The organism is Salicola sp. AFF1, assembly GCF_056783195.1.
Window position 1 is genome coordinate 140,986 of record NZ_JBXAYL010000002.1, and the last position, 21,329, is coordinate 162,314.

The 21,329-nt window shown below is 61.7% G+C and carries 20 protein-coding genes; 13 read left to right on the top strand and 7 right to left on the bottom strand.

The annotated features are described in order from the left end of the window. The first annotated feature begins 18 nt into the window (after positions 1 to 18). The 5 genes from apbC to AC1RQI_RS02015 all read left to right on the top strand — a co-directional run bounded on the left by apbC (position 19) and on the right by AC1RQI_RS02015 (position 4,300). Positions 19 to 1,107, top strand: a complete 1,089-nt coding sequence (gene apbC / locus AC1RQI_RS01995) for an iron-sulfur cluster carrier protein ApbC (RefSeq protein ID WP_481903464.1) — start codon at positions 19 to 21, stop codon at positions 1,105 to 1,107. Positions 1,108 to 1,206: 99 nt separating this feature from the next. Then, on the top strand, positions 1,207 to 1,743 hold the full coding sequence (locus AC1RQI_RS02000) for a DUF2062 domain-containing protein (protein ID WP_416635059.1): 537 nt from the start codon (positions 1,207 to 1,209) through the stop codon (positions 1,741 to 1,743). A gap of 72 nt (positions 1,744 to 1,815) precedes the next feature. Next, positions 1,816 to 2,385 (top strand): dCTP deaminase, encoded by a 570-nt coding sequence (gene dcd, locus AC1RQI_RS02005; protein WP_416635058.1) that lies wholly within the window; start codon positions 1,816 to 1,818, stop codon positions 2,383 to 2,385. A 16-nt stretch (positions 2,386 to 2,401) separates the two neighbouring features. Next, positions 2,402 to 3,025 carry a DUF416 family protein gene (locus tag AC1RQI_RS02010; protein WP_416635057.1) on the top strand — a complete coding sequence of 208 codons (624 nt, stop codon included), beginning with the start codon at positions 2,402 to 2,404 and terminating at the stop codon, positions 3,023 to 3,025. 12 nt (positions 3,026 to 3,037) lie between these two features. After that, positions 3,038 to 4,300 (top strand): valine--pyruvate transaminase, encoded by a 1,263-nt coding sequence (locus tag AC1RQI_RS02015; protein WP_481903465.1) that lies wholly within the window; start codon positions 3,038 to 3,040, stop codon positions 4,298 to 4,300. Here the strand turns inward: AC1RQI_RS02015 and AC1RQI_RS02020 are convergent. From AC1RQI_RS02020 to purM, 3 genes are all read right to left on the bottom strand, one after another. Then, positions 4,291 to 5,022: a DUF3108 domain-containing protein gene (locus AC1RQI_RS02020; RefSeq protein WP_481903466.1), complete on the bottom strand. Its 732-nt coding sequence runs from the start codon at positions 5,020 to 5,022 to the stop codon at positions 4,291 to 4,293. The two genes, AC1RQI_RS02015 and AC1RQI_RS02020, sit on opposite strands and share 10 nt — an antisense overlap. Before the next feature lie 70 nt (positions 5,023 to 5,092). Further along, the gene (gene purN / locus AC1RQI_RS02025) at positions 5,093 to 5,749 is read right to left on the bottom strand and encodes a phosphoribosylglycinamide formyltransferase (RefSeq protein WP_481903467.1); all 657 of its coding nucleotides are present in this window, start codon (positions 5,747 to 5,749) and stop codon (positions 5,093 to 5,095) included. Then, positions 5,749 to 6,807, bottom strand: coding sequence for a phosphoribosylformylglycinamidine cyclo-ligase (purM, locus tag AC1RQI_RS02030; RefSeq protein WP_416635053.1), 1,059 nt, complete (start codon positions 6,805 to 6,807; stop codon positions 5,749 to 5,751). Before purM ends, purN begins: the two co-directional genes overlap by 1 nt. A 146-nt stretch (positions 6,808 to 6,953) precedes the next feature. Between purM and AC1RQI_RS02035 the strand changes: the two genes are divergently transcribed. From AC1RQI_RS02035 to AC1RQI_RS02050, 4 genes are read left to right on the top strand one after another with little or no spacing between them, the layout of a single operon-like run. Further along, entirely contained in the window at positions 6,954 to 8,237 is a 1,284-nt protein-coding gene (locus AC1RQI_RS02035; protein ID WP_481903468.1) for a DUF2066 domain-containing protein, read from the top strand. A 16-nt stretch (positions 8,238 to 8,253) separates the two neighbouring features. Further along, positions 8,254 to 8,955, top strand: coding sequence for a DnaA regulatory inactivator Hda (hda, locus tag AC1RQI_RS02040; protein ID WP_481903469.1), 702 nt, complete (start codon positions 8,254 to 8,256; stop codon positions 8,953 to 8,955). A 60-nt stretch (positions 8,956 to 9,015) separates the two neighbouring features. Continuing rightward, positions 9,016 to 9,813, top strand: coding sequence for a ParA family protein (locus AC1RQI_RS02045; protein ID WP_481903470.1), 798 nt, complete (start codon positions 9,016 to 9,018; stop codon positions 9,811 to 9,813). A 12-nt stretch (positions 9,814 to 9,825) separates the two neighbouring features. Continuing rightward, entirely contained in the window at positions 9,826 to 10,161 is a 336-nt protein-coding gene (locus AC1RQI_RS02050) for a YqcC family protein (protein WP_481903471.1), read from the top strand. On the opposite strand, the gene thpR is transcribed toward AC1RQI_RS02050, so the two are convergent. After that, positions 10,158 to 10,739, bottom strand: coding sequence for an RNA 2',3'-cyclic phosphodiesterase (gene thpR, locus AC1RQI_RS02055; protein ID WP_481903472.1), 582 nt, complete (start codon positions 10,737 to 10,739; stop codon positions 10,158 to 10,160). The genes AC1RQI_RS02050 and thpR overlap by 4 nt on opposite strands. Before the next feature lie 72 nt (positions 10,740 to 10,811). Then, positions 10,812 to 11,669, bottom strand: coding sequence for a carboxylating nicotinate-nucleotide diphosphorylase (gene nadC, locus AC1RQI_RS02060; protein WP_481903473.1), 858 nt, complete (start codon positions 11,667 to 11,669; stop codon positions 10,812 to 10,814). A gap of 126 nt (positions 11,670 to 11,795) precedes the next feature. On the opposite strand from nadC, the gene AC1RQI_RS02065 reads away from it, so the two are divergent. The 4 genes from AC1RQI_RS02065 to AC1RQI_RS02080 all read left to right on the top strand — a co-directional run bounded on the left by AC1RQI_RS02065 (position 11,796) and on the right by AC1RQI_RS02080 (position 17,874). Then, positions 11,796 to 14,048: a DUF1631 domain-containing protein gene (locus AC1RQI_RS02065; protein ID WP_481903474.1), complete on the top strand. Its 2,253-nt coding sequence runs from the start codon at positions 11,796 to 11,798 to the stop codon at positions 14,046 to 14,048. A 103-nt stretch (positions 14,049 to 14,151) separates the two neighbouring features. Further along, positions 14,152 to 14,715: a 1,6-anhydro-N-acetylmuramyl-L-alanine amidase AmpD gene (gene ampD / locus AC1RQI_RS02070; RefSeq protein WP_481903475.1), complete on the top strand. Its 564-nt coding sequence runs from the start codon at positions 14,152 to 14,154 to the stop codon at positions 14,713 to 14,715. After that, complete coding sequence (locus tag AC1RQI_RS02075) at positions 14,715 to 15,608, top strand: hypothetical protein (protein ID WP_481903476.1); 894 nt, start codon at positions 14,715 to 14,717, stop codon at positions 15,606 to 15,608. The genes ampD and AC1RQI_RS02075 overlap by 1 nt, the downstream gene beginning before the upstream one ends. A gap of 232 nt (positions 15,609 to 15,840) precedes the next feature. After that, complete coding sequence (locus tag AC1RQI_RS02080; RefSeq protein ID WP_481903477.1) at positions 15,841 to 17,874, top strand: methyl-accepting chemotaxis protein; 2,034 nt, start codon at positions 15,841 to 15,843, stop codon at positions 17,872 to 17,874. Here the strand turns inward: AC1RQI_RS02080 and AC1RQI_RS02085 are convergent. Continuing rightward, on the bottom strand, positions 17,864 to 18,427 hold the full coding sequence (locus tag AC1RQI_RS02085) for a cob(I)yrinic acid a,c-diamide adenosyltransferase (protein ID WP_416635042.1): 564 nt from the start codon (positions 18,425 to 18,427) through the stop codon (positions 17,864 to 17,866). The two genes, AC1RQI_RS02080 and AC1RQI_RS02085, sit on opposite strands and share 11 nt — an antisense overlap. A 45-nt stretch (positions 18,428 to 18,472) precedes the next feature. Beyond that, positions 18,473 to 21,325, bottom strand: coding sequence for a valine--tRNA ligase (locus tag AC1RQI_RS02090; RefSeq protein WP_481903478.1), 2,853 nt, complete (start codon positions 21,323 to 21,325; stop codon positions 18,473 to 18,475). Between the last annotated feature and the right edge of the window lie 4 nt (positions 21,326 to 21,329).

A 21,329-nucleotide genomic window follows, 5' to 3' on the forward strand; every position in this document is an offset into this window, starting at 1 on the left:
ATTGTTTCCGGGAGCAGCATGAGCGAGATCGACCAGAACGCCGTTGAGCAGGCCATTCGCCAGTATATCGATCCTTATCTGAAGCAGGACCTGTTGTCGCTGGGAGCCATCCGCAACCTGGCCATTGAGGGGGGGCGGGTGTCCTTCGAGATCCAGCTGGGTTATGCGTGGCAGGGGATCGCCGGAGGCGCCCGCTCGCTGCTGACCCACGCCATCGAGGATGTGGAGGGTGTTGAAGAGGTGCACATCACCACCAGTCACAATATCCATCCCCACAAGGCCCAGGGGGATCTGCACGCTATGGGCGGTGTGAGCAACGTGATTGCGGTAGCCTCTGGCAAGGGCGGGGTGGGTAAGTCCACCACGGCCGTGAACCTGGCACTGGCTCTGGCCGGCGAGGGCGCGCGTGTGGGCATCCTGGACGCCGACATCTATGGGCCCAACGTGGGCCTGATGCTGGGTATTCCCGAAGGCCACCGGCCGGAGACAAAGCAGGATAAGTATTTTGTGCCCGTCGAAGCGCATGGTATCCAGGCCATGTCCATGGCTTTCATGATTACGGACAAGACGCCCATGATCTGGCGGGGGCCCATGGTCAGTGGCGCGGTTCAGCAGCTGGTGGGTCAGACCCTCTGGGACAACCTGGACTATCTGGTGGTGGATATGCCGCCCGGGACCGGGGATATCCAGCTCACGCTGGCGCAGAAGGTACCGGTCACCGGTGCGCTGGTGGTGACCACGCCCCAGGATATGGCGTTGATGGACGGCCAGAAGGGGATCGAGATGTTCCGCAAGGTGGATATTCCGGTTTTGGGCGTGGTTGAGAACATGAGCACGCACATCTGCAGCCATTGCGGGCATCATGAGCCGCTGTTCGGCAGTGATGGCGGTGAACAGCTGGCTGAGGATTACGATGTGGCGCTGTTGGCCCAGCTCCCGTTGCACCGCACCATCCGGGAGCAGACCGACGGGGGCAACCCAACAGTGGTGGCCGAACCGGATTCGGAGGTGGCCCGTCTCTATTCGGATCTGGCGCGGCGGGTTGGCGCTGCGCTGTCGCAGCGGGAACGGGACACCAGCTCCCCGATAGCCGCCATGACATCCTGAGTGCATTACAGGCAGTAAACGAGTCTTAATGGTCTGGAGGGGCGCTTTGCGTTATAAACAGGGTTCTTGCAGCCTCCAGGTATCCGTCGGCCAGGGCGTATGAAACGATTCCCCTCTCTCCAGGCCCGTTACCGGATTCTCCGACGCCGGGGCCATAACTGGCTGGTGGGCCATCCCAGGTTGTGGCATCTGCTCTACGTCACCGGCTGCTTGGGAGGCGGGGTAGAAGCGGCGGCACGCGGGGTCAGTGTGGGGCTGTTCGTGGGGCTGACGCCTACGGTCGGTTTCCAGACCCTGTTCATGATCCTTGGGTGTGTGGCGCTGCGTGGTAACTTTCCGGCGGCGTTTGCCGTATCCTGGCTGAGCAACCCCATCACAATGGCGCCGCTGTATTGGGCCTTCCATGAGCTGGGCGAGCAACTGACCGTTGTACTGCCGGTGTCACTGGACATCATTCCCGCATGGATGCTTGAGGGCATCGGGGACGCCATGACCTTTACGGCCATTGGCAGCCTGCTTGTGGCCATTCCGTTTTCGGTGGGAGGGTACCTGGCCACCCATGGCCTGTCGCGCTGGCTCCAGATCCGTCGGCGGATGCGCCGGGAGCGCCGCAATGGGCCTACGCCAGGGCCCTGACTTTCGGTGCGCACGTCTGCTGCGGTATGATCTCCGGTTACCCTAATCTCCAACTGTGGACGTGGACGCAGCATGAGCATCAAATCCGATCGCTGGATCCGCCACATGGCGGAAGAACACGGCATGATCGAACCCTTTGAGCCCGGTCAGATCAAGGAAACAACGGATAAAGGGCGGGTCATCTCCTATGGTACATCCAGCTACGGCTATGATGTGCGTTGCAGTTCCGAGTTCAAGATCTTCACCAATGTCCATTCGGCCACAGTCGATCCCAAACACTTTGATGAAGACAGTTTCGTGAACATTTCCGGGGAATCGTGCATCATCCCCCCCAACTCCTTTGCGTTGGCCCAGACCGTGGAGTACTTCCGGATTCCGCGCAAGGTGCTCACCATCTGCCTGGGCAAGTCGACCTATGCGCGTTGCGGCATCATCGTCAACGTGACGCCCCTGGAGCCGGAGTGGGAGGGGCAGGTGACGCTGGAGTTTTCCAACACCACCAATCTGCCTGCCCGCATCTACGCCAACGAGGGGGTGGCCCAGATGCTGTTCCTGGAGTCCGATGAGGTTTGCGAGACCAGCTACGCGGACCGTAACGGTAAGTACATGGGGCAGCGCGGCGTGACCCTGCCCAAGACCTGAGCGCCGGGAGCGGCCCATGAATTCGAAGCAGTGGCAGCGTGAGATGAACCGGTTGACCGGGTGGCGCCAGTTTGGGTTTATACTGGCGCTGGCGGAGCGTGCTTTCCCCAATTATGCTCTTTTCGCGGAGATTACTGAGCCGGAGTGGGGGGATCGCTTCCGGGATGCGCTCGATTGGGGGTGGCGCATGCTTGCCATCAAGGATCACGATGTGGATCCGCTGAAGCAGCTGACCCGGCTTGAAGGCGTGTACCCGGATCCGGCCCAGTACGATTTCTACGGTGTGGCCCCGGCAATGGACGCTTGGCACCTTTTGGAGCAGGCGTTTCTGTGTCACGTCAATCCTGAGAAGAAGCGGGCCTTTGATGCCGCAGCGCGAGCCCTGGAATCGGTGACCACCTTTATTGAGGTGAGCGAGGGCGAGGGACTGGACGACGATGCCCTTGTGAAACTGTTCGACGGCCATGAGTTGGTCAAGGCTGAAAAGGTCTTCCAGAAGACACTGGCCGAAACACTGCGCCGGGCCCAGGCGCCGGACGGTGATACCCTGAACGAGCTGCATGGAATGGCGCACAACGAGGGCGTCAGCAGCCTGGGACTGGCGGTGCCTGAGCGCTGGGCGACCACCCATCAATCCTGAGCGGGAATCGGCATGAAACTCTCTTCCTTTGGTCAGAAACTGGGCGCGGACGCCGGCATCAATTCACTGATGGATGACCTGGGCGAGGCCATGGCGTCCGGGGGGGATGTGGTCATGATGGGGGGTGGCAATCCTGGCCATCTGCCGGAAGTGACCGAGCGGCTGCGGGCGATCATGAAGGACATGGTGGATGATCCGGAGCAGTTCCGGCGCCTGACCGGCGTCTACGACCCGCCCCAGGGTGAAAAGCAGTTCATCGCGAGCCTAGTGGAGTTGCTTAACCGGGAGTACGACTGGGGGCTGACCACGGACAACGTGGCGCTGACCAACGGCAGCCAGTCCGCGTTCTTTATGCTGTTCAACATGCTGGCGGGTGACCACCCGGATGGCAGCCACAAGCACATCCTTCTGCCTTTGGCCCCCGAATACATCGGCTATGGTGACGCCGGCTTGAGTCCGGGGCTGTTCCGGGCCGTTCGGCCCGAGATCGAGGAACTGGAGGGAAACCAGTTCAAGTACCGGGTTGATTTCTCTCAGCTTGAGATTACGGAGGATACGGCTGCCATCTGTGTGTCGCGCCCTACCAATCCTACCGGCAACGTCCTTACGGATGGTGAGATGCTGGGGCTTGAGGAGTTGGCGCGGGCGCATGACATTCCGTTGATCGTGGATGGGGCCTACGGCACACCCTTCCCGGATCTGATGTACACCGAGGCGTCGCCGCGCTGGACGCCGCATCAGATCCTCTGCCTGAGCCTGTCCAAGCTGGGAATTCCGGCGGCCCGAACGGGCATCGTGATCGCGGATCAGCCGGTGATCCGAGCGCTGTCGGGGGTGAATGCCATCATGAATCTGGCTACTGGCAGCTTTGGCGCCATGCTCGCGGAGCCTCTGGTGCGCAGCGGCGAGATCATCAGCATGAGTCGGGAGCTGGTACAGCCGGCCTATCAGCGTAAGATGGAGAACGCGGTGGCGGCTTTCCGGAACGCCATGGCGGATGAGTGCCCCTGGCGGGTGCACAAACCGGAGGGCGCTATGTTCCTGTGGCTCTGGTTCCCGGATCTACCCATCAGCAGCCTGGAACTTTACCAACGGCTCAAGGCACGGGGCGTTCTGGTGGTGTCCGGCCACTATTTCTTCCCGGGGCTTCCGGACGCGGACTGGCGTCACCGTCATGAATGCCTGCGCGTGACCTATGCCCAGGATGAGGCGGATGTTGCCCGGGGATTGAGGGCTATTGCCGAAGAGGTTAAGCGCGCCTGGGCTCAGGGCTGAATGCGGTCACCGTCGAGGGTGGCGCTCTTGAGGTAGATCTCGAAGTCCTCACCCTCGTCGTTGGTCTGTTCCAGCCGAACCAGGAGGTGGTCCCATTGAGGGGCAAACCACATCAGTGTGGTGCGGGGTGAGTCCTCTTCCCGCACCCGCTCCACGACGACCGTCTTCACGTCGCCGAATTCACGGGTTTTCAGGGTCTCCTCGCCCCGGATCCTGAACCGGTAATCCTTGAAACCGCCCTCGTCGGGGATGACGTATTCCATGGTTTTCCTGCCCGCCCGCAGGTCCACCCATAGCTGAAGCTGAGCCCCGAGCTGGTCCTGGACGCTGGGCTTGTCACTGATGTCGATGCGCCGGTCGTTTTCAAGATCCACGAGGGTATTGTCATCCCAGTTGAAATCGAGCTTCCTGTAGCGGTTGGACAGGAAAAAGCCTTCAAGGCTGTAGCGGTACTCGTCCGAGATGACGGTCTGATCCTGAAAGCGGAATCGACTGGACTCGCGGACATCGGCTACAAAGGAGTCCACGTCGAAGCGGTAGATCCAGCCCTCGCCCTCCGCAGGCTTGAGGGAGCGCGTCGCCTCGCCACTGATGGTGATGCCCCGTTCAAGCTGGGCCCCATAGGTGCTGCTCATCGGGTAGAGGTCAACGTCCTCCGCCATACTGATGGGAGTCAGTACAGTGGCGGCAACTGTCAGAAGCAGGCGGTGGATCCGGGCCATGGCAGCATCCCTTCTTGAATGGTTCGCTTATACCCTAGGAGAACCCTGTTACCGGCTCAAGGCTTTTGCATTAAGAATTGGTATCCATGTCCACCGGCTCATGCAAGGGGGTGCCATCCAGTTCGGCACGACCGTTGGCGAGTCGCAGGCGCCCTTGGCAGAACCAGCGCACGGCTTGCGGATAGATCCGGCGTTCCTGAACGCCCACGCGCTCCGCCAGGCTGTCTTGGTCATCATCAGCACGTACCAGGACCCGGCCCTGTAGGATGCGGGGGCCACCATCCAGTTCCTCGGTGACGAAGTGCACTGTGGCTCCGTGCTCCCTTTCTCCAGCCTCCAGCACTTTGCGGTGCGTATGCAGGCCTGGCCAGGCTGGCAGCAGTGAAGGGTGGATATTAAGCAGTCGTCCCTGGTAGTGCTGCACGAAGCTGTCGGTCAGGATGCGCATGAAGCCCGCCAGAACCACAAGATCCGGAGAAAACGCGTCAATGCTGGCCATGAGCGCTGCGTCGAAGGACGCCCGGTCTTCGTGGTCCTGGTGTGGGATAACCTGAATGGGGATGTCCGCCGCCTGGGCCCGCTCCAGGCCGCGTACACCGCTGCGGTTACTGATGACGCCAACAATCGTGCCGTCCAGCGAGCCGGCCGCTTCGGCGTCAATCAGTGCCTGCAGGTTGGTGCCGCCGCCCGAGATGAGGACGACGATGCGGGGCGTTGGGTCTGGCATCAGCGCTCGTCGTTGTCCGGGACGAAGCGCACACCGGCGGAATCCTCGGACGCCTGGATATGGCCCAGAAGCCAGGCATCCTCGCCAGCATCGTTTAGGGTCTCAAGAACCTGGTCGCGCTCGGTTTCCGGAATGCACACCACCATGCCGACACCACAGTTGAAGGTGCGGAACATCTCCTCAGTGGCCACATTGCCGGCGCGCTGGAGCCATTGGAATACGTCCGGCCATTGCCAGCTGTGGGTATCGATCACCGCCTCGGTGCCTTCGGGGAGGACGCGAGGCAGGTTCTCGGTGAGGCCGCCGCCGGTGATGTGCGCCATGGCACGGACATCGAACTGATGGAGGATCTCCAGCAGTGGCTTGACGTAGATGCGGGTGGGGGCCATCAGCGCCTCGCCCAGGCTCTCGGTTCCCACGGACTGCTTCAGGTCCGCCCCGGTGTGTTCCAGAATCCGACGGATCAGCGAATAGCCATTGGCGTGTGGGCCGGAGGAGCCGAGACCGATCAGGGCATTACCCGCTTCCACGCGGCTGCCGTCAATCAGGCGTTTGCGTTCCACAATGCCCACACAGAAGCCGGCGAGGTCGTAGTCGTTGCCCTGGTACATGCCGGGCATCTCGGCGGTTTCACCGCCGATCAGCGAGCAGCCCGCTTCCTCGCAGCCGGTGGCGATGCCGTTGATGACATCGGCGGCGATGTCGTTGTTGAGCTTGCCTGTTGCGTAGTAATCCAGGAAGAAAAGCGGTTCGGCGCCGGTCACAATGATGTCATTGGCGCACATGGCCACGAGGTCGGTGCCGATTCGGTCGTGGCGTTCCATATCCATGGCCAGGCGGAGCTTGGTGCCAACACCATCGGTTCCCGAGATCAGAACGGGTTCCTTGTAGCCTTCCGGTACCGCGAAGGCACCGCCGAATCCGCCCAGGCCACCCAGGGTCTCCGGTCGCTGGGTGCGGGCGACGCTGTCACCAATGCGCTCCACCAGCTCGTTGCCGGCATCAATGTCGACCCCGGCGTCGCCGTAGGTCATTCCCTGCTGGTTGGTATCGCTCATGGGGCGGTTCCTAAAAACGGGCGTAGAGCGGATTCTAGCACCGCAGCTATTCCCGGCCAAATGCCTTGGGTGTTGTGGCCGTGATGCTTGTTGTATCCTGATTCGGTCTTGAGGGTGAGATAATGGGAGTTCGGGTGCAGCAGGGAATGGATCGATTCCGCGCGGGGGTGTTGGCAACGGGTCTTCTCCTGTTGATGTTGGCTGGTTCCGTTCAGGCGGTGGTCGTGGACCGTTTGTATGATGCGGTGGTTCCGGTCGAGGATACCGGGGCCGCGACACGGGATGACGCTTTCCGTGAGGCCTTGCGCCAGGTTCTTGTCAGGTTGACCGGCGATCCCGGGAGGGCGCGCGGGCTGGTTTCGGCCGCTTCTGGCAATGAAACGGGAGAACGGTCTGAAGGCACCCTGGTGGATGAGCCTGCCCGGTTCATCGATGCGTTCAGCTATCAACGTAATGGCGACCAGCTTGAGCTGCGCGCCAGTGTCAGTGCCTCGGCGCTGGGCCGGGCGCTGGCTGAGCGTGATGTCCCGGTCTGGGGGGCTATGCGACCGCGGATCCTGGTTTGGTTCGTGGTGGATGATCGTGGTAAGCGCCAGCTGGTCACGCGTGACAACAAGCTCCCGCCTTTTCTGGAACGCCCCATGCAGCCTTTGAACGGTGAGGCCATTGCAGCCGAGTCGGGTCCGTGGAAAGAGCCGCTCTGGGAGGTATCGCGTCGACGCGGGTTGCCTCTCGCGTTGCCCTTCAAGGACAGTAGGGCTCGAGGCGAGGTTAGGCTTTCCGAGATTTGGGGCCTTTTTGTGGAGCCAATACACAGGGCCTCTCAGCGCTATGCCCATGACCTTGTAGCGGTCGTCAGGGTGGATCGCTCCGGTGGCGGTTGGCGGGCGCGTTGGCAGCTTTGGCGTGGCAGCAAACGAATGGCGGATGGGGTCGTCCGCAAGAATAGCCGGCCTGTAGTGGTGCGTGCGGTCGCGGATGCCTGGGCCAACCGGCTTGCCCAGCGTTACGCGGTGGGGCCGCCCACGGAAGACGGGCTGCGCTCGGCCCGCATGCTGGTTGATGGTGTGGGGTCATTGGAGTCCTATGCAGGGGTGCGTCAGTCGCTGCGCGCACTGGAACCGGTCCGTTCGGTGCGGGTGGGCGCTGTGCATCAGGATCGCTTGAGCCTTGATATGGCATTCAATGGGGATCTTCGCCTGTTGCATGACTACATAGGGCTGGAGGACCAGCTGGTGCTGATGGGAGGCCCGCCTGATGGCGCCATCACGGCGCCCGGAGATAAGGCGCCGGATTCTTTAAGGTTGTATTACCGGTGGACAGGCGATCCGGGGAGGCGGGCCATGCTGCCCGGCAACGGTGAAGCTCAGGAGATCATCCCCTCGAACTCGGGGGATGGTGGCGGCGGCAGCGGTGCATTGCGCCAGTAGGATGTAGAGTGGAGCCATGACGCAAACGCTTTCCCAGTTTCCCCTGCGGATCCGGCTCAGGGACGAGGCCGGATTCCACAACTTCCAGGCCGGCTCCAACGAATCGGTGGTCAATCGCCTCCAGTCCTGGGCGGTGTCGAGGGCGTCCGCTTCAGTCGTGCTTTGCGGTGATGCCGGCTCCGGCAAGAGTCACCTGCTGAACGCAGTCTGTCTGGCGGCCGAGGCGGATGGCCAGCAGCCGGTTTCGCTCAGCCTCCGCGAGGCCGCGGCATTAGCGCCGGAGGCTCTCCAGGGGTTTGAAGGTTTCGATCCGGTCTGCCTCGATGATCTGGAGGCATTGCCAGCGGATCCCGCCTGGCAGGAGGCGCTGCTGCACCTGTTCAATCGGGTGCAGGATGCCGGTGGGCGCATCCTGATCGCCAGTAAGCAGCCGCCCGCGGCGTTGTCCTGGATACTGCCGGACCTGGCTTCGCGTTTGAAGGCCCTGCCGGTCTGGCAGCTGGCCCTTCCCGATGACGACCAGCGCGCGGCCATGCTCAGGGCTCGGGCGGAAAACCGTGGGCTTGCCATGCCAGAAGAGGTAACGCGTTATATCCTGCGCCGTGCGCCCAGGGATCCGGGGGAGCTGCTGGGGCTCCTGGACCGTCTTGACGAGGCGTCACTGCAACAACAACGGCGGCTGACGGTACCCTTCGTCAGGCAGGTTCTGGGCTGGTAGACTCCAAACATTAAGGGACTTCATCGATAACAGTAACAAAAGAAGACAGGGGGAAAAGCCATGCGCCGGGTGGTTTTCAATCAAAAGGGCGGTGTGGGTAAGTCCAGCATCGTGAGCAATCTGGCGGCCATCAGTGCCAGCCGGGGTGTGCGGACCCTGGTGGTCGATCTGGATCCGCAGGGGAACTCAACCCAGTACCTGCTCGGGCAACCGGCGGAGGATTTGAAGGACACCGTTGCGGGGCTTCTGGAACAGTCCATTGCCTTCCGGATCACGAACCGCCGACCCGAGGAGTTTGTGCACGCCTCCGCGTTTTCCAACCTGCACGTGCTGCCGTCCAGCCCGGAACTGGACTACCTGGAGCGCAAGCTTGAGGCCAAGCACAAGATCTACAAGCTGCGGGACCATCTGGGGCGCCTGGGTGAGCTCTATGACGCGATCTACATCGACACGGCTCCCGCGCTCAACTTCTATACCCGCTCCGCTCTGATCGCGGCGCAGCGCTGCCTGATTCCGTTTGACTGTGATGATTTCTCCCGACAGGCGCTGTATAGCATCCTCGGCGAGATTCAGGAAATCCAGGAGGATCATAACCCGGAGCTGATGGTTGAGGGGATCATTGCCAACCAGTTCCAGAGTCAGGCCAGTCTGCCACGCCGGCTCGTTCAGGAGTTGACGGATGAAGGGTTGCCTGTACTGCCGGTGCGGTTGCCATCCTCGGTCAAGATGAAGGAGTCCCATCAGGCGGGGCGCCCTCTGGTGCACATGGCGCCAAAACACAACCTCACGGCCCACTTCCAGGATCTCTACGGCCTGCTTAATGGTGAGACCGTGGATGTAGAACCGTTGGGGGCGTAAACAGAGGTGACAATGGATCAGGAACAGGCGCGCGAGGCCCTGACTACTGAGCTCAAGACGGTGGACCAGGCGCTGTCCGAACTGGCGCTGCGCAGCAGTACGTCGCCGTCTCCCGAGGCGTTTGCCAGTGTCCAGCCCTTCTGCGTGGATACCATGACCTTCCCTGAGTGGATCCAGTTCGTTTTCCTGCCGAAGCTGGAGGGCATGCTGGAGGGCGGCGAACCCATGCCGCCGTCGTGCGATGTGGCGCCTATGGCCGAGGAGTATTTCCGGCAGCTTGAGCAGGACGGGAGCCTGCTGATCGAGACGCTGCGACGGCTGGATGAGCTGGTTACTGCCGCTCGCTAGTAGGCCGGTTTATCCGGCGTTGCTTCGAGGCCAAGGGGCCAGCGTTGGCGTACCTCGTACACAGGGCCATGCAGCCCCTGTTGGCTTGTATAAAGACAAATCTCCGCCACTGGTAGTTCAGCCTGCCATGGTGTGGGGGCAATAGCGCGCGGCCTGCGGTCCCGGAAATGGGCGACAGTGATGTGGGGCCGCCATTGCTTGCTTTCCTGTGCTTGCCCGAGCGTTTTCGCCAGTTCCTTTTCCAGAGTGCTCTGCAGCGTTTCGAGGGTGGGGGAGGCATACCCTTCAAGCACCAGGTGTCTGGGTTTGGCAGGGTCCGGGAAGCCTGCGACCTGCCGGAAGTGAACACGGCCGGGGCGGGCATCCGCCAGCAGTTCCGCCACCCGTGGAATCACCCGGTTATCCAGTGATGAAGGTTGGACTGACCCCAGAAATACCAGCGTCAGGTGGAGGTTGGCCCTGGGCGTGACCTTCAGCGGTGGCAGGTCCTGGGTGGACGCGTTGACCGTGGCCATCAGCGGCTCCGCCACGGAGTTCGCTACGGGAACGGCAAGAAAGCTGCGAATCGCGTCGGTCACTGGTGGCTCCTCCTCTGCTACAGCGGGCCTCTCTGGCCTTTACTATAGATGCCGCCGCTTGGATCTGCAGCTTCAGGCATCTCCTTTGATGCGCAATGACAGATCCGTGGCCGTTACATCCTTGGTCAACAGGCCCAGTGATATGAAATCGACACCGGTTTCGGCAATGGCAACGAGGTTGTCTTCCGTGATGCCGCCAGAGGCTTCGAAATGGGCCTGGCCGGCGTAGCGCGCCACCATCCGCGCCATGCTTGCCAAAGGGAATTCATCCAGCATGATCCGGGTAGCGCCCGCTTCTATAGCTTCGGCTACTTCCCCCTCGGTTTCGGTTTCCACCTCCAGGGGCACATCCGGCGAGGTTTCGCGGGCGAGTCGGATGGCGGCGGTTATGGAACCGCAGCTGGCAATATGGTTTTCCTTGATGAGGATGCCGTCGTAAAGACCAATGCGGTGGTTGGCGCAGCCGCCACAACGCACCGCGTATTTCTGCGCGATCCGCAGGCCGGGCAGGGTCTTGCGGGTATCGAGGAGCCGGGTCCGGGTGTGGGCCACCCGGTCGGCATAGGTGCGGCAGCGGGTGGCGACACCGGAGAGTGTCTGCAGCCAGTTGAGGGCAATGCGCTCAGCGGTCAACAGCGATTGCGCGGGGCCAGTGACGCTGAGCACAGTAGCGTCCGCGGCCACCCACTCCCCTTCGTTGCAGTGCCAGTTCACGGTAAGATACGGATCCAGCTGACGGAAGCATTCCTCCACCCAGGGTCTTCCGGCGATCACCGCTGCATGACGGACAATGACGTCCGCCGCGACCATCCGGTCCGGGCTGATGAGGGCGGCAGTGCGATCACCGCTGCCCTCATCCTCGCTGATGCTGGCGGCGACATCCTGTGTCACCGCCTGACGCAGTGTGGCAGAAGGGACTAAATTCATCATGTGTGTGGCCTTTTCGGGATAGTCACAAAAGGTGACAAATTCTGACACAGATTGACGCGTCCTGACTCTATAGTGGAAGCGTCAAAAAACCAACCGGCGTTTCAGCGAATCTCGGGAGCCAGACAGATGAGTCTTGGAGACAACGTGGTCACCCTTGGCCAGCCCGCCGACAGTCGGCAGCTTCCAGCGCCGCTGATCAGTCTGCGTGACACGGCGGCGGCGCGGTTCCGCACTCTGCTCGACGCCTTCTTTGATGGCGCCGATGATGCGTTGTTTGATCTGTCAGAGCGTTCCCGCTCCAATGCGGAACAGACCACCTATTTTGACGCCATGCGTGAGCTTCGCATGCAACGCAAGTCGATGACCCTGACCTTTCAGCAATGGTTGAACCGGGCGTTCGACGAAGGCGGTCGCTTCGAACCCGCGCCGGGGCGCCACAATGATGGCGATTCCGACATTGAGTCCCTGTCGCTCGTGGATGATGACGACCTGGAAGAGCAGGTGGCAGTGGACAACATGATCCAGCGGATCCGCAACCGTTACAGCGATCAGGTGGAGCTGTTGCGCCAGCGGGTAGCGGAAGTGTTGGGCAATCCCGATCTGGCGTCGTCGCGGAACCCGCTTGGTCCGGAAGTGATCTGTCACGGGCTCGCGCAGGCCTGTTCGTCACTGTCCATAGAAATACGCGCTCGGCTGGTCATCTACAAGCTGTTTGACAAGCTGTTGATCAGCCAGCTGGACAACCTTTATGCGGAAGCCAATCAGCACCTCAGCGATCAGGGGGTGCTGCCGAACCTCAAGAACCCGATGCCCCAACGCCAGAACAGCAGCGAGGGGGCTTACGGCTCCATGGGGGGCGAGACCTCTGGCGGTGACGTGTCGCAGCAAGAGGGGACGGACATCCGTAGCCTGCTTGCGATGATGCATGCGGGTGATGGCCAGCAAACGGAAGCGCCTGCGGGGGCTTCCTCCGGCAATGCGGGCGGCTTTCCGGTGATTGGTGCTGGCCAGGGAGCTGCGCCAGTGCAGACAACCGAGCTGGTGCAGATGCTGTCCGGTGTGCAGCAGTCGTCCGAGGCGGGACAGCCCGGTGGTGTGGTGCCGGTTGTCCAGAACCTGGTGCATGAGAATGAGCGCAATGTGCGCCAGATGGACTCGGACGTCATCAACCTGGTGTCCATGCTGTTTGACTTCATCCTGGAAGATCGGCGGCTGCCGGATACCATGAAGGCGCTCATCGGTCGGCTTCAGATTCCAATGGTCAAGGTAGCGCTGGTGGATCCGGCCTTTTTTGAGCGCGGCGGCCACCCCGCGCGCAAACTGCTCAACGAGCTGGCCTCGGCGGCTCTGGTGTGGAATGGCGGCGGCGAGAGCAGCCGTGATCCGCTCTATGAGAAGATGGAAGCTGCCGTCAGCCGCATCCTGAATGAATACAGCGAGGACGTCAGTGTCTTTGACTCTGTTCTGGAGGACTTTACGGCCTTCATGGAAAAGGATCGGCGACGGCGCGAACTGGTGGAGCAGCGCCTGCGCGATGCCGAGGAAGGCCGGGCCCGCGAGGAGCAGGCGCGGGCCGAGGTGGAACGGTTCCTGACCCAGGCGCGTGCGAGCTGCACGGTGCCGGAGAGCCTGGTCGGGTTTCTGGATAATGCCTGGTTCCGTGTGCTCAAGTGGTACTACCTGCGTGAAGGAGAGGAAGGAGAAGGCTGGCAGCAGCAGTGCGAGCTGACCCACCGGCTTCTGTGGAGCCTGGACCCGCAGCCGTTCCTGGCATCCACGCGCTCTGTCCTGCTGCGGGAAATTCCAGGTCTCGTGCGTAGCGTCCGGGAGAGTCTTGAGCAGATCGGCTGGGATCCCTTCGAAACCGATCGCAGCCTGCATCAGCTGGAGCTGGTGCATGTTGATGTGCTGCAGCGCCTTAAGACGGCCCCCAAAGAAGCGCCGGAGGAGGCAGCCTCCCGAAGTGATGACGCATTGGACATTACCAACGAGGCGCCTCCGGGGCTGAACGAGCCCAGTAAGGAAGAAGAGCCGGCGCCGGAGGCCACAGCCGGAACCAGTGAGGCGGAGCCAGAGGCGCAGTCCCAGACGCTGGGTGAGACGGAAGCGGCCGTGACACCGGAGCTGGGCGTGGGGGCCTGGCTGACATGGAACCCGCCTGAGGGCGAGCCGGTGCGTTGCAAGCTTGCTGCCATCATCCGGGCTACCGGCAAGTACATTTTTGTGAACCGCAACGGCGCGCGGGTTGTTGAGTACATGATGCCGGAGGTGAACCAGGCGCTTGCGGATGGAACCCTCGAGATGCTGGACGATGGCCTGATCTTTGACCGGGCGCTGGAGTCGGTCATCGACAGCCTCCGTCAGGGCCAAGCGAGCTGAAGCGCCCAGTCACCCCCTTGCAATCCACGATCACTGTGCTTCACTGCGGCCTGATCCCGCGAGTGAGGCAATCATATTGTTACAGGATTCTGTTGATGCTCTGATGCCAGGGCGTGATGGGTGGCTGCCAGCGGCACGCCACCTGCCATCGCCCAACCATGATGCGCGTCCTCAAGGTGAGGCGGTTTCCCTGCTTGTCGTCCACGGCATCAGCCTGCCACCCGGCGAGTTCGGTGGCGATGCCATCGAGCGCCTGTTCTGCAATACCCTTGATGTCAGTCAGCACCCTTGGTTCGAGCAGTTGCGGGACCTGCGTGTCTCGGCCCATCTTCTGATCCGTCGTGACGGGGAGCTGGTCCAGTTCGTGTCCCTGCTGGATCGCGCCTGGCACGCGGGGCGTTCCATTTTCGATGGGCGCACGGAATGCAATGATTTTGGTATTGGCATTGAGCTTGAGGGTACTGATGAAACACCCTACACGGATGCTCAATACGACTGCCTGGTTCCGTTGGCAAAGGGGCTGATCCGGGCCTTCCCCGCGGTGACACCGCAACGCATTGTAGGCCACTCGGACATAGCGCCGGAGCGCAAGACGGATCCGGGCCGGGCCTTTGATTGGCAGCGGTTCCGGCACGGCATAGGCCAACTGGTAGAGGAGTCAGGCTGATGCGTCTTCTGGTGGTATTGCTCGCCTGGGTACTGCGCCGGCAGCTGGACGCACGTGGGCGGCTGGATCCTGCCCAATGGCAGCGGCGGTTTCTGGAACATGCTCCCCCGGCGCCCAGCAATGGCCGGGTAACACTGCGCTGGCTTTTGCCCTTATACGGCGTGCTGGTGCTGCTGGTCGGGGCGCTGACCTGGGGGGCAAGTGGCATTGCGGGAGGGCTCTGGGCGAGCCTTTTGGCCCTGGTTCTACTCGTGGCGGGCGGTACAGGGATGCCGGGGTGGCGCGAGCCGCTCCGGGCTTACAGCACAGCCTGGCGTTCCGGCGATATGCAGGCCGCCTGGTACCATGTCTCCCCGCTGTTACCCGCTGAGCAACGGGGGGCGGCCCTGGCACCGGAGCAGCTGCATTTGAGTCTCTGCGGTGTACTGATCCAGACCACCTTTGAACGTTATTTCCTGCCACTTTTCTGGTATGCCCTGCTGGGGCCGGCGGGCGTGGTGCTGATTCTGGCAGCGCTGATGCTCCGGGACCACTACCCGTCCGACTCCGTGCGAACTGTGTTCAGCCGGTGGGTCTTTTGGCTCGCTGTTCCCGCGCGCTGGCTGCTGTCCTTCAGCTTTGCGCTGGCCGGGGATTTCTCCGGTTGGGTCAGCGAGCCCCGCAACCGCCATCCAAGCCGGGAGGACAGCTGTGGGGATGTACTGCTTACGGCGGCCGGAAGCGCACTCTCCAGTTACGCGCTGGATCCGGCCCGCTTCCAGGCCCATGATCCAGATGGGTGGCGGGATTATGGGCATCGAAGCCTGTTGGCTGTCCGCAATCTATTGAACCGGAGTATGTTGGTATGGTTTGCGGCTTTGGCCATTCTTGCGCTCATGGGCGTCCTTCCGTGACCGGTGATGAGCTTCAAGTCTTGGTGGAAAAAGTCGTTAAACAACCCAGTGAGTTGACGGAAAAGGGTTGTGACGAGGCGCATGTCACCTAGACTCCCCCTTAACGGGGTGATTCCCGGGAGCATCCCGTAGCGCGAAGGACGCCGCGTCGGAGCGCGGCACACAGCCGATAAAGCCGGCCAGGCCGGTTTGCCAGTGCGACTGGTGTGTTGGAACGCTCGGAGGGCGTACCGTGAAGACATTGCTTGCACCTGCCATTTTGCTGATGAACAGGCTGAAGATCGTTTACAAGTTCAGCCTGATCAGCGTCCTGTTTCTACTGCCGATCATTGGTCTTGCCTACCTTCTGGTGAGCCAGCTGAACGACTCCATTGACGATCTGGAGCGGGCGATTGGTGGCACGGAAGCATTCGCTGAAGCCAATGAACTGGTGCGTAACGCCCAGCGTTACCGGGATTACCATGCGGTGGTCCGGGTCCGGGAGCTGGAAGGCGAGCTCCGGGACAAGTCGCAGCAGGCCAAGGCCTCGGTCACGGAACAGCTTCAGGCGCTGCGCGACTATGCCGGCAACCTCAAGCACGGGGACACCCTGAATGCTCAGCTGGATGAGGTAACCGGGTCCTGGAACCAGATGGTGGAAAAGAACGAATATCTGCAGACCCAGAACCGCCAGTTCAACCGCTATGACCGCTTTGTCCAGAAAACCCTGGCGTTGCGCAACACAGTGCTCAAGGTGAGCGGGTTGGGGCAGGATCCGTCAAACAGCGTCCAGATGCTCCTTGAACTGATCATCAACGGTATAAGCCCCGTAACCAACGAATTGGGACAGGCACGCTCCTTTGGGCTTTATGGGCTTAACGAGGGTCGGTTGTCGGGCAGGCTCAGCGAGCGCATGAACAGCATTTACGACAACCTCACCAATGTGAGCAATCAGCTGCAAACGGCATTTGATCTGGCCTTTGATGCAGCCCCCGCCATTGGTCAACGCTTCCGGCAAGAAGCGGAGGCGCTCGGCAAGGCGCCCATCGAAATCCGCGACATGATGGAAGTGAAAGTGATCCAGCCCTACAGGCTGGAGTTTCCCGCTTCGGAGTATGACGCTCGGATTTCCGGTTCCATTGACTCGTTCTACACCCTGAGCAATGACCTGCTCGGGGCCGTCCGGGGCCAGCTTGAAACCCGTCTGGCGGGCGAGCGCCAGCAGCGTACCATCATCTTCGCGTCACTGGCGGTTGTGCTGGTGGTGATTGTCTGGCTGTACACTGGCTTCTATTTTTCAGTGCGGACCGCAGTCCGCAACTTCGCTGACTCCGCGCGCCGGGTAGCGGGTGGCGATATGCGGGTTCACCTTGAGCTCAACAGTCGTGATGAGCTGGGCGAGCTGAGCACCGAGTTCAATGGCATGACGGATAGCATCCGGGAACTGGTGGAATCGGTTCGGGACACGGTCAGCCAGGTCGATCAGCAGGCTCAGCGGGTTAATGAGACGGCAACCTCCAACTCGGATGCCGCTTCCCGCCAAAAGCAGGAAACCGACCAGATCAACGACGCCATGAAGCAGATGGTGGATGCGGTCCAGGAGGTGGCCCAAAGCTCCCAGCAGGCGGCGGATTACGCCAATGAGGTGGATTCGGAGGCGGAGCAGGGCAGTGCTGTCGTGGACGATACGGTCCAGACTGTGAATCGGCTTGCGGAGGAGATCAAGGGATCCGCGGAGGTTGTTGATCGGGTCAGCAAGGACAGCGACAGCATCAGTCAGGTTCTGAACGAGATCAAGGCCATCGCCGAACAGACCAACCTCCTTGCCCTGAATGCGGCGATTGAGGCAGCGCGGGCCGGCGAGCAGGGACGTGGCTTTGCCGTGGTGGCGGATGAGGTGCGTTCGCTGTCACAGCGCACGCACAAGTCCACGGAAGAGATTGAGCAAATGGTGGGGCGGCTGCAGTCCGGCGTCCAGGATGCGGTGACGGCGATGAATAACAGTCACGAGGTCACCAATGAGACCGTCACCAAATCCAGCGAGGTCACTGAGGCGCTGGAGAACATCGTGAAGGCCATTGCCCGCATTGTGGATATGAGCCAACAGATCGCGCAGGCGGCTGAAGAGCAGTCCGCCGTGGTGAACAACATCAACAGCAATGTTGAAACCATTTCCGATGTGGGCCGGGAGACTGCGGGCAATGCCGAGGAAACCCTTTCGGCCAGCCGTGAGCTTTCGGACCTGACCGCGTCGCTCCACGACCAGGTGGCCCGCTTCAGGGTTTAGGTGTGCTCAGCGTCTGATCCCAGAGAACCTCCGCTGCGCCCTCGCGCCGGGCCAGTACCCGCGCCGCCACAAACAGGAAGTCTGAAAGGCGGTTGAGGTACTGGCGCGCGTCCGGGTTGATGGATTCCTCGTGACCCAGCGCAACGGTGATGCGCTCCGCACGGCGGGAAACCGCCCTGGCCATGTGGCACTGGGCAGCGGGCATGGAACCGCCCGGCAGGACGAAGTTCTTCAGTGATGGCAGGTCCTCGTTCCAGTGGTCCAGTGTGGCTTCCAGCCAGTTGATGTGCTTTTCCGCCACGACTCTGCTTCCCGGAATGGCGAACTCCCCGCCAAGGTCGAACAGGTGGTGCTGCACTTGCTGGAGGACCACCTTGAGTTCGCCCTCGTCATGGAGAGATTCAATGAGGATGCCCATCTGCGCGTTGAGTTCATCCATGGTGCCCATGGCTTCCACCCGCAGGCTGTTCTTGGCGATACGGTTGCCATCAGCAAGGCCGGTAGTGCCATCATCGCCGGTACGGGTGTAGATTTTCGAGAGGCGGTTGCCCATGTCTGCTCCGTTTGAGTTGGTGGCTGAGCTCCTGGGTACGCTGGTCTACAGCGCCTGGATCTGTTCCAGCTGATCGCTCAGACGCTGATACTGCCCCTGGGCGTCTTCCAGCTTGGCCCGTTCCTTTTCAACCACCTCGGCCGGGGCCTTTTCCACGAAACCGGCGTTGCCGAGCTTGCCGTTGAGGCGCTGGATTTCCTTGTCGAGTTTCTCCAGTTCGCGGCTCAGGCGTGTGATTTCCTCATCCTTGTCGATGAGGTTTGCCATGGGGACCAGTACCTCCAGTTCGCCTACCAGCTGTGTCGCGCAAAGCGGTTCGTCGCCGTCCTCCACCCAGTCAATGCTTTCCAGCTTGGCGAGCGATTTCAGGAAGGTGCGGTTGACCTCCAGGCGCTCCCTGTCCATGTCATCGCCATGGCGAAGCAGCACCGGCAGAGCCCTTGCGGGGGAGATGTTCATCTCGCCACGGATATTGCGCACGGCCAGGATAACCCCTTTGAGCCACTCGATTTCCGACTCGGCGGAGGCGTCCTCCATGGCCATGTTGGGTTCCGGGTAGGGTTGGCGCATCACCGTTTCGCCGGTAATGCCGGCCAGTGGGGCGACGCGCTGCCAGATTTCCTCGGTGATGAACGGCATCAGCGGATGGGCCAGGCGCAGTACGCTCTCAAGCACCCGTACCAGGGTCTGGCGTGTCCCGCGCTTGCGCTCCGCCGTTACGTTATCGTCATAGAGCACCGGCTTGGACAGCTCCAGGTACCAGTCGCAATACTCGTTCCAGAGAAAGTCGTAGATGTTCTGGGCAATGCGATCAAAACGGTACTGATCGAAGAAGCCATTGGTTTCCTCGATGCAGGTCTGCAGGCGGCTCAGTATCCAGCGGTCCGCCAGCGACAGCTCAATAGGGTCGCCCGAGGTGCCACAATCCTCGCCTTCAGTGTTCATCAGCACATAGCGGGCGGCGTTCCAGAGCTTGTTGCAGAAGTTGCGGTAGCCTTCCAGGCGCTTCATGTCCCAGTTGATGTCGCGGCCGGTGGTGGCCAGCGCCGCCAGGGTAAAGCGCAGGGCATCGGTCCCGTGGGGTTGGATGCCGTCCGGGAACTCCTGGCGGGTGTTGTTGGCGATCTTTTCCGCCAGCTGGGGCTGCATCATGTTGGCGGTACGCTTGGCCACCAGCTCCTCGCAGCTGATGCCGTCGATCATGTCCATGGGATCCAGGACGTTGCCCTTGGACTTGGACATCTTGTTGCCATGCTCGTCCCGGATCAGTCCGGTTACGTACACCTGCTGGAAGGGCACCTGGGGCGTGCCGTCCTCGTTCTTCATGAACTGCATCGTCATCATGATCATCCGGGCGACCCAGAAGAAAATGATGTCGAAGCCGGTCACCAGCACACTGGTGGGGTGGAAGGTGCGCAGGCGTTCGGTATCCTCGGGCCAGCCCAGTGTGCCGAAGGTCCAGAGGGCGGAACTGAACCAGGTGTCGAGTACGTCTTCGTCCTGCTCCAGAACACACTCTCCGGACAGCCCGTATTTGCTCCGCACCTCATCCTCGGTGCGGCCCACGTAGACCCGGCCGTCAGTGTCATACCAGGCCGGGATCCGATGGCCCCACCAGAGCTGGCGGGAAATGCACCAATCCTGGATCTCGCGCATCCAGGCGTAGTACATGTTGGCGTACTGGTCGGGGATGAATTCGATGTCGCCGTTTTCAACCGCCCGGATGGCTGGTTCAGCCAGCGGCTGGGTGGCCACGAACCACTGGTCCGTTAGCAGGGGTTCAATGACGAGGCCGGAGCGGTCACCGCGCGGGACCTTGAGGGTGTGGGCCTCGACCTGGGCCAGACGTCCTTCGGCGTCCAGTGCCTCGACGATGCGCTCGCGCGCCTCAAAGCGATTGAGGCCGACGAAGGCCGCCGGCATGGTGCCGTCCAGTTCGTGGTTGGGGGTGCTGTCCGCGTTGAAGACCTCGGCCTGCTCGCGGATGCTGGCGTCCGGCGTAAGGATGTTCACCATGGGGAGGCCGCAGCGCTGGCCCACGGCGTAGTCGTTGAAGTCGTGCGCGGGGGTGATCTTGACGCAGCCGCTGCCCATTTCCGGGTCCGCGTGCTCGTCCCCCACGATGGGGATATCGCGTTCGGCCAGGGGGAGGCGAACCGTGGTGCCGATCAGGTGCTTGTAGCGTTCGTCTTCCGGGTGCACCGCCACGGCGGTATCGCCCAGCATGGTTTCCGGGCGGGTGGTGCCGACCACCAGATGATCCGCGCCTTCGGAGGTGGTCTGGCCCCCGTTAATGGGGTAGCGGAAATGCCAGAAGTGGCCTTTCTCTTCCTCGTTCTCAACTTCCAGGTCAGAAATGGCGGTGTGCAGCTTGGGGTCCCAGTTGACCAGGCGCTTGCCTCGGTAGATCAGGCCTTCGTCATAGAGCCGGACAAAGACTTCCTGGACCGCGCGGTAGAAACCGTCGTCCATGGTAAAGCGCTCGTGGTCCCAGTCCACGGAGGCGCCAAGCCGGCGCATCTGGCTGGTAATGGTGCCGCCGGACTCCTGTTTCCATTCCCAGACCTTGTTGATGAACGCCTCCCGGCCCAGCTCGTGCCGGGTCTGGCCTTCTTCATTCGCCAGGTTGCGCTCGACCACCATTTGGGTGGCAATGCCGGCGTGGTCACTGCCCACCTGCCAGAGGGTGTTGTCGCCCTTCATGCGGCGGTGGCGGACCAGCGCATCCATCAGCGTGTGCTGGAACGCGTGGCCCATGTGCAGGCTGCCGGTCACGTTGGGCGGCGGGATCATGATGCAGAAGGGATCGCCCTTGCCGGAAGGCGCGAAATAGCCGCGCTCTTCCCAGGTCTGGTACCACTGGCTTTCAATCTTTTCCGGCTGGTAGGTCTTATCCATGCTT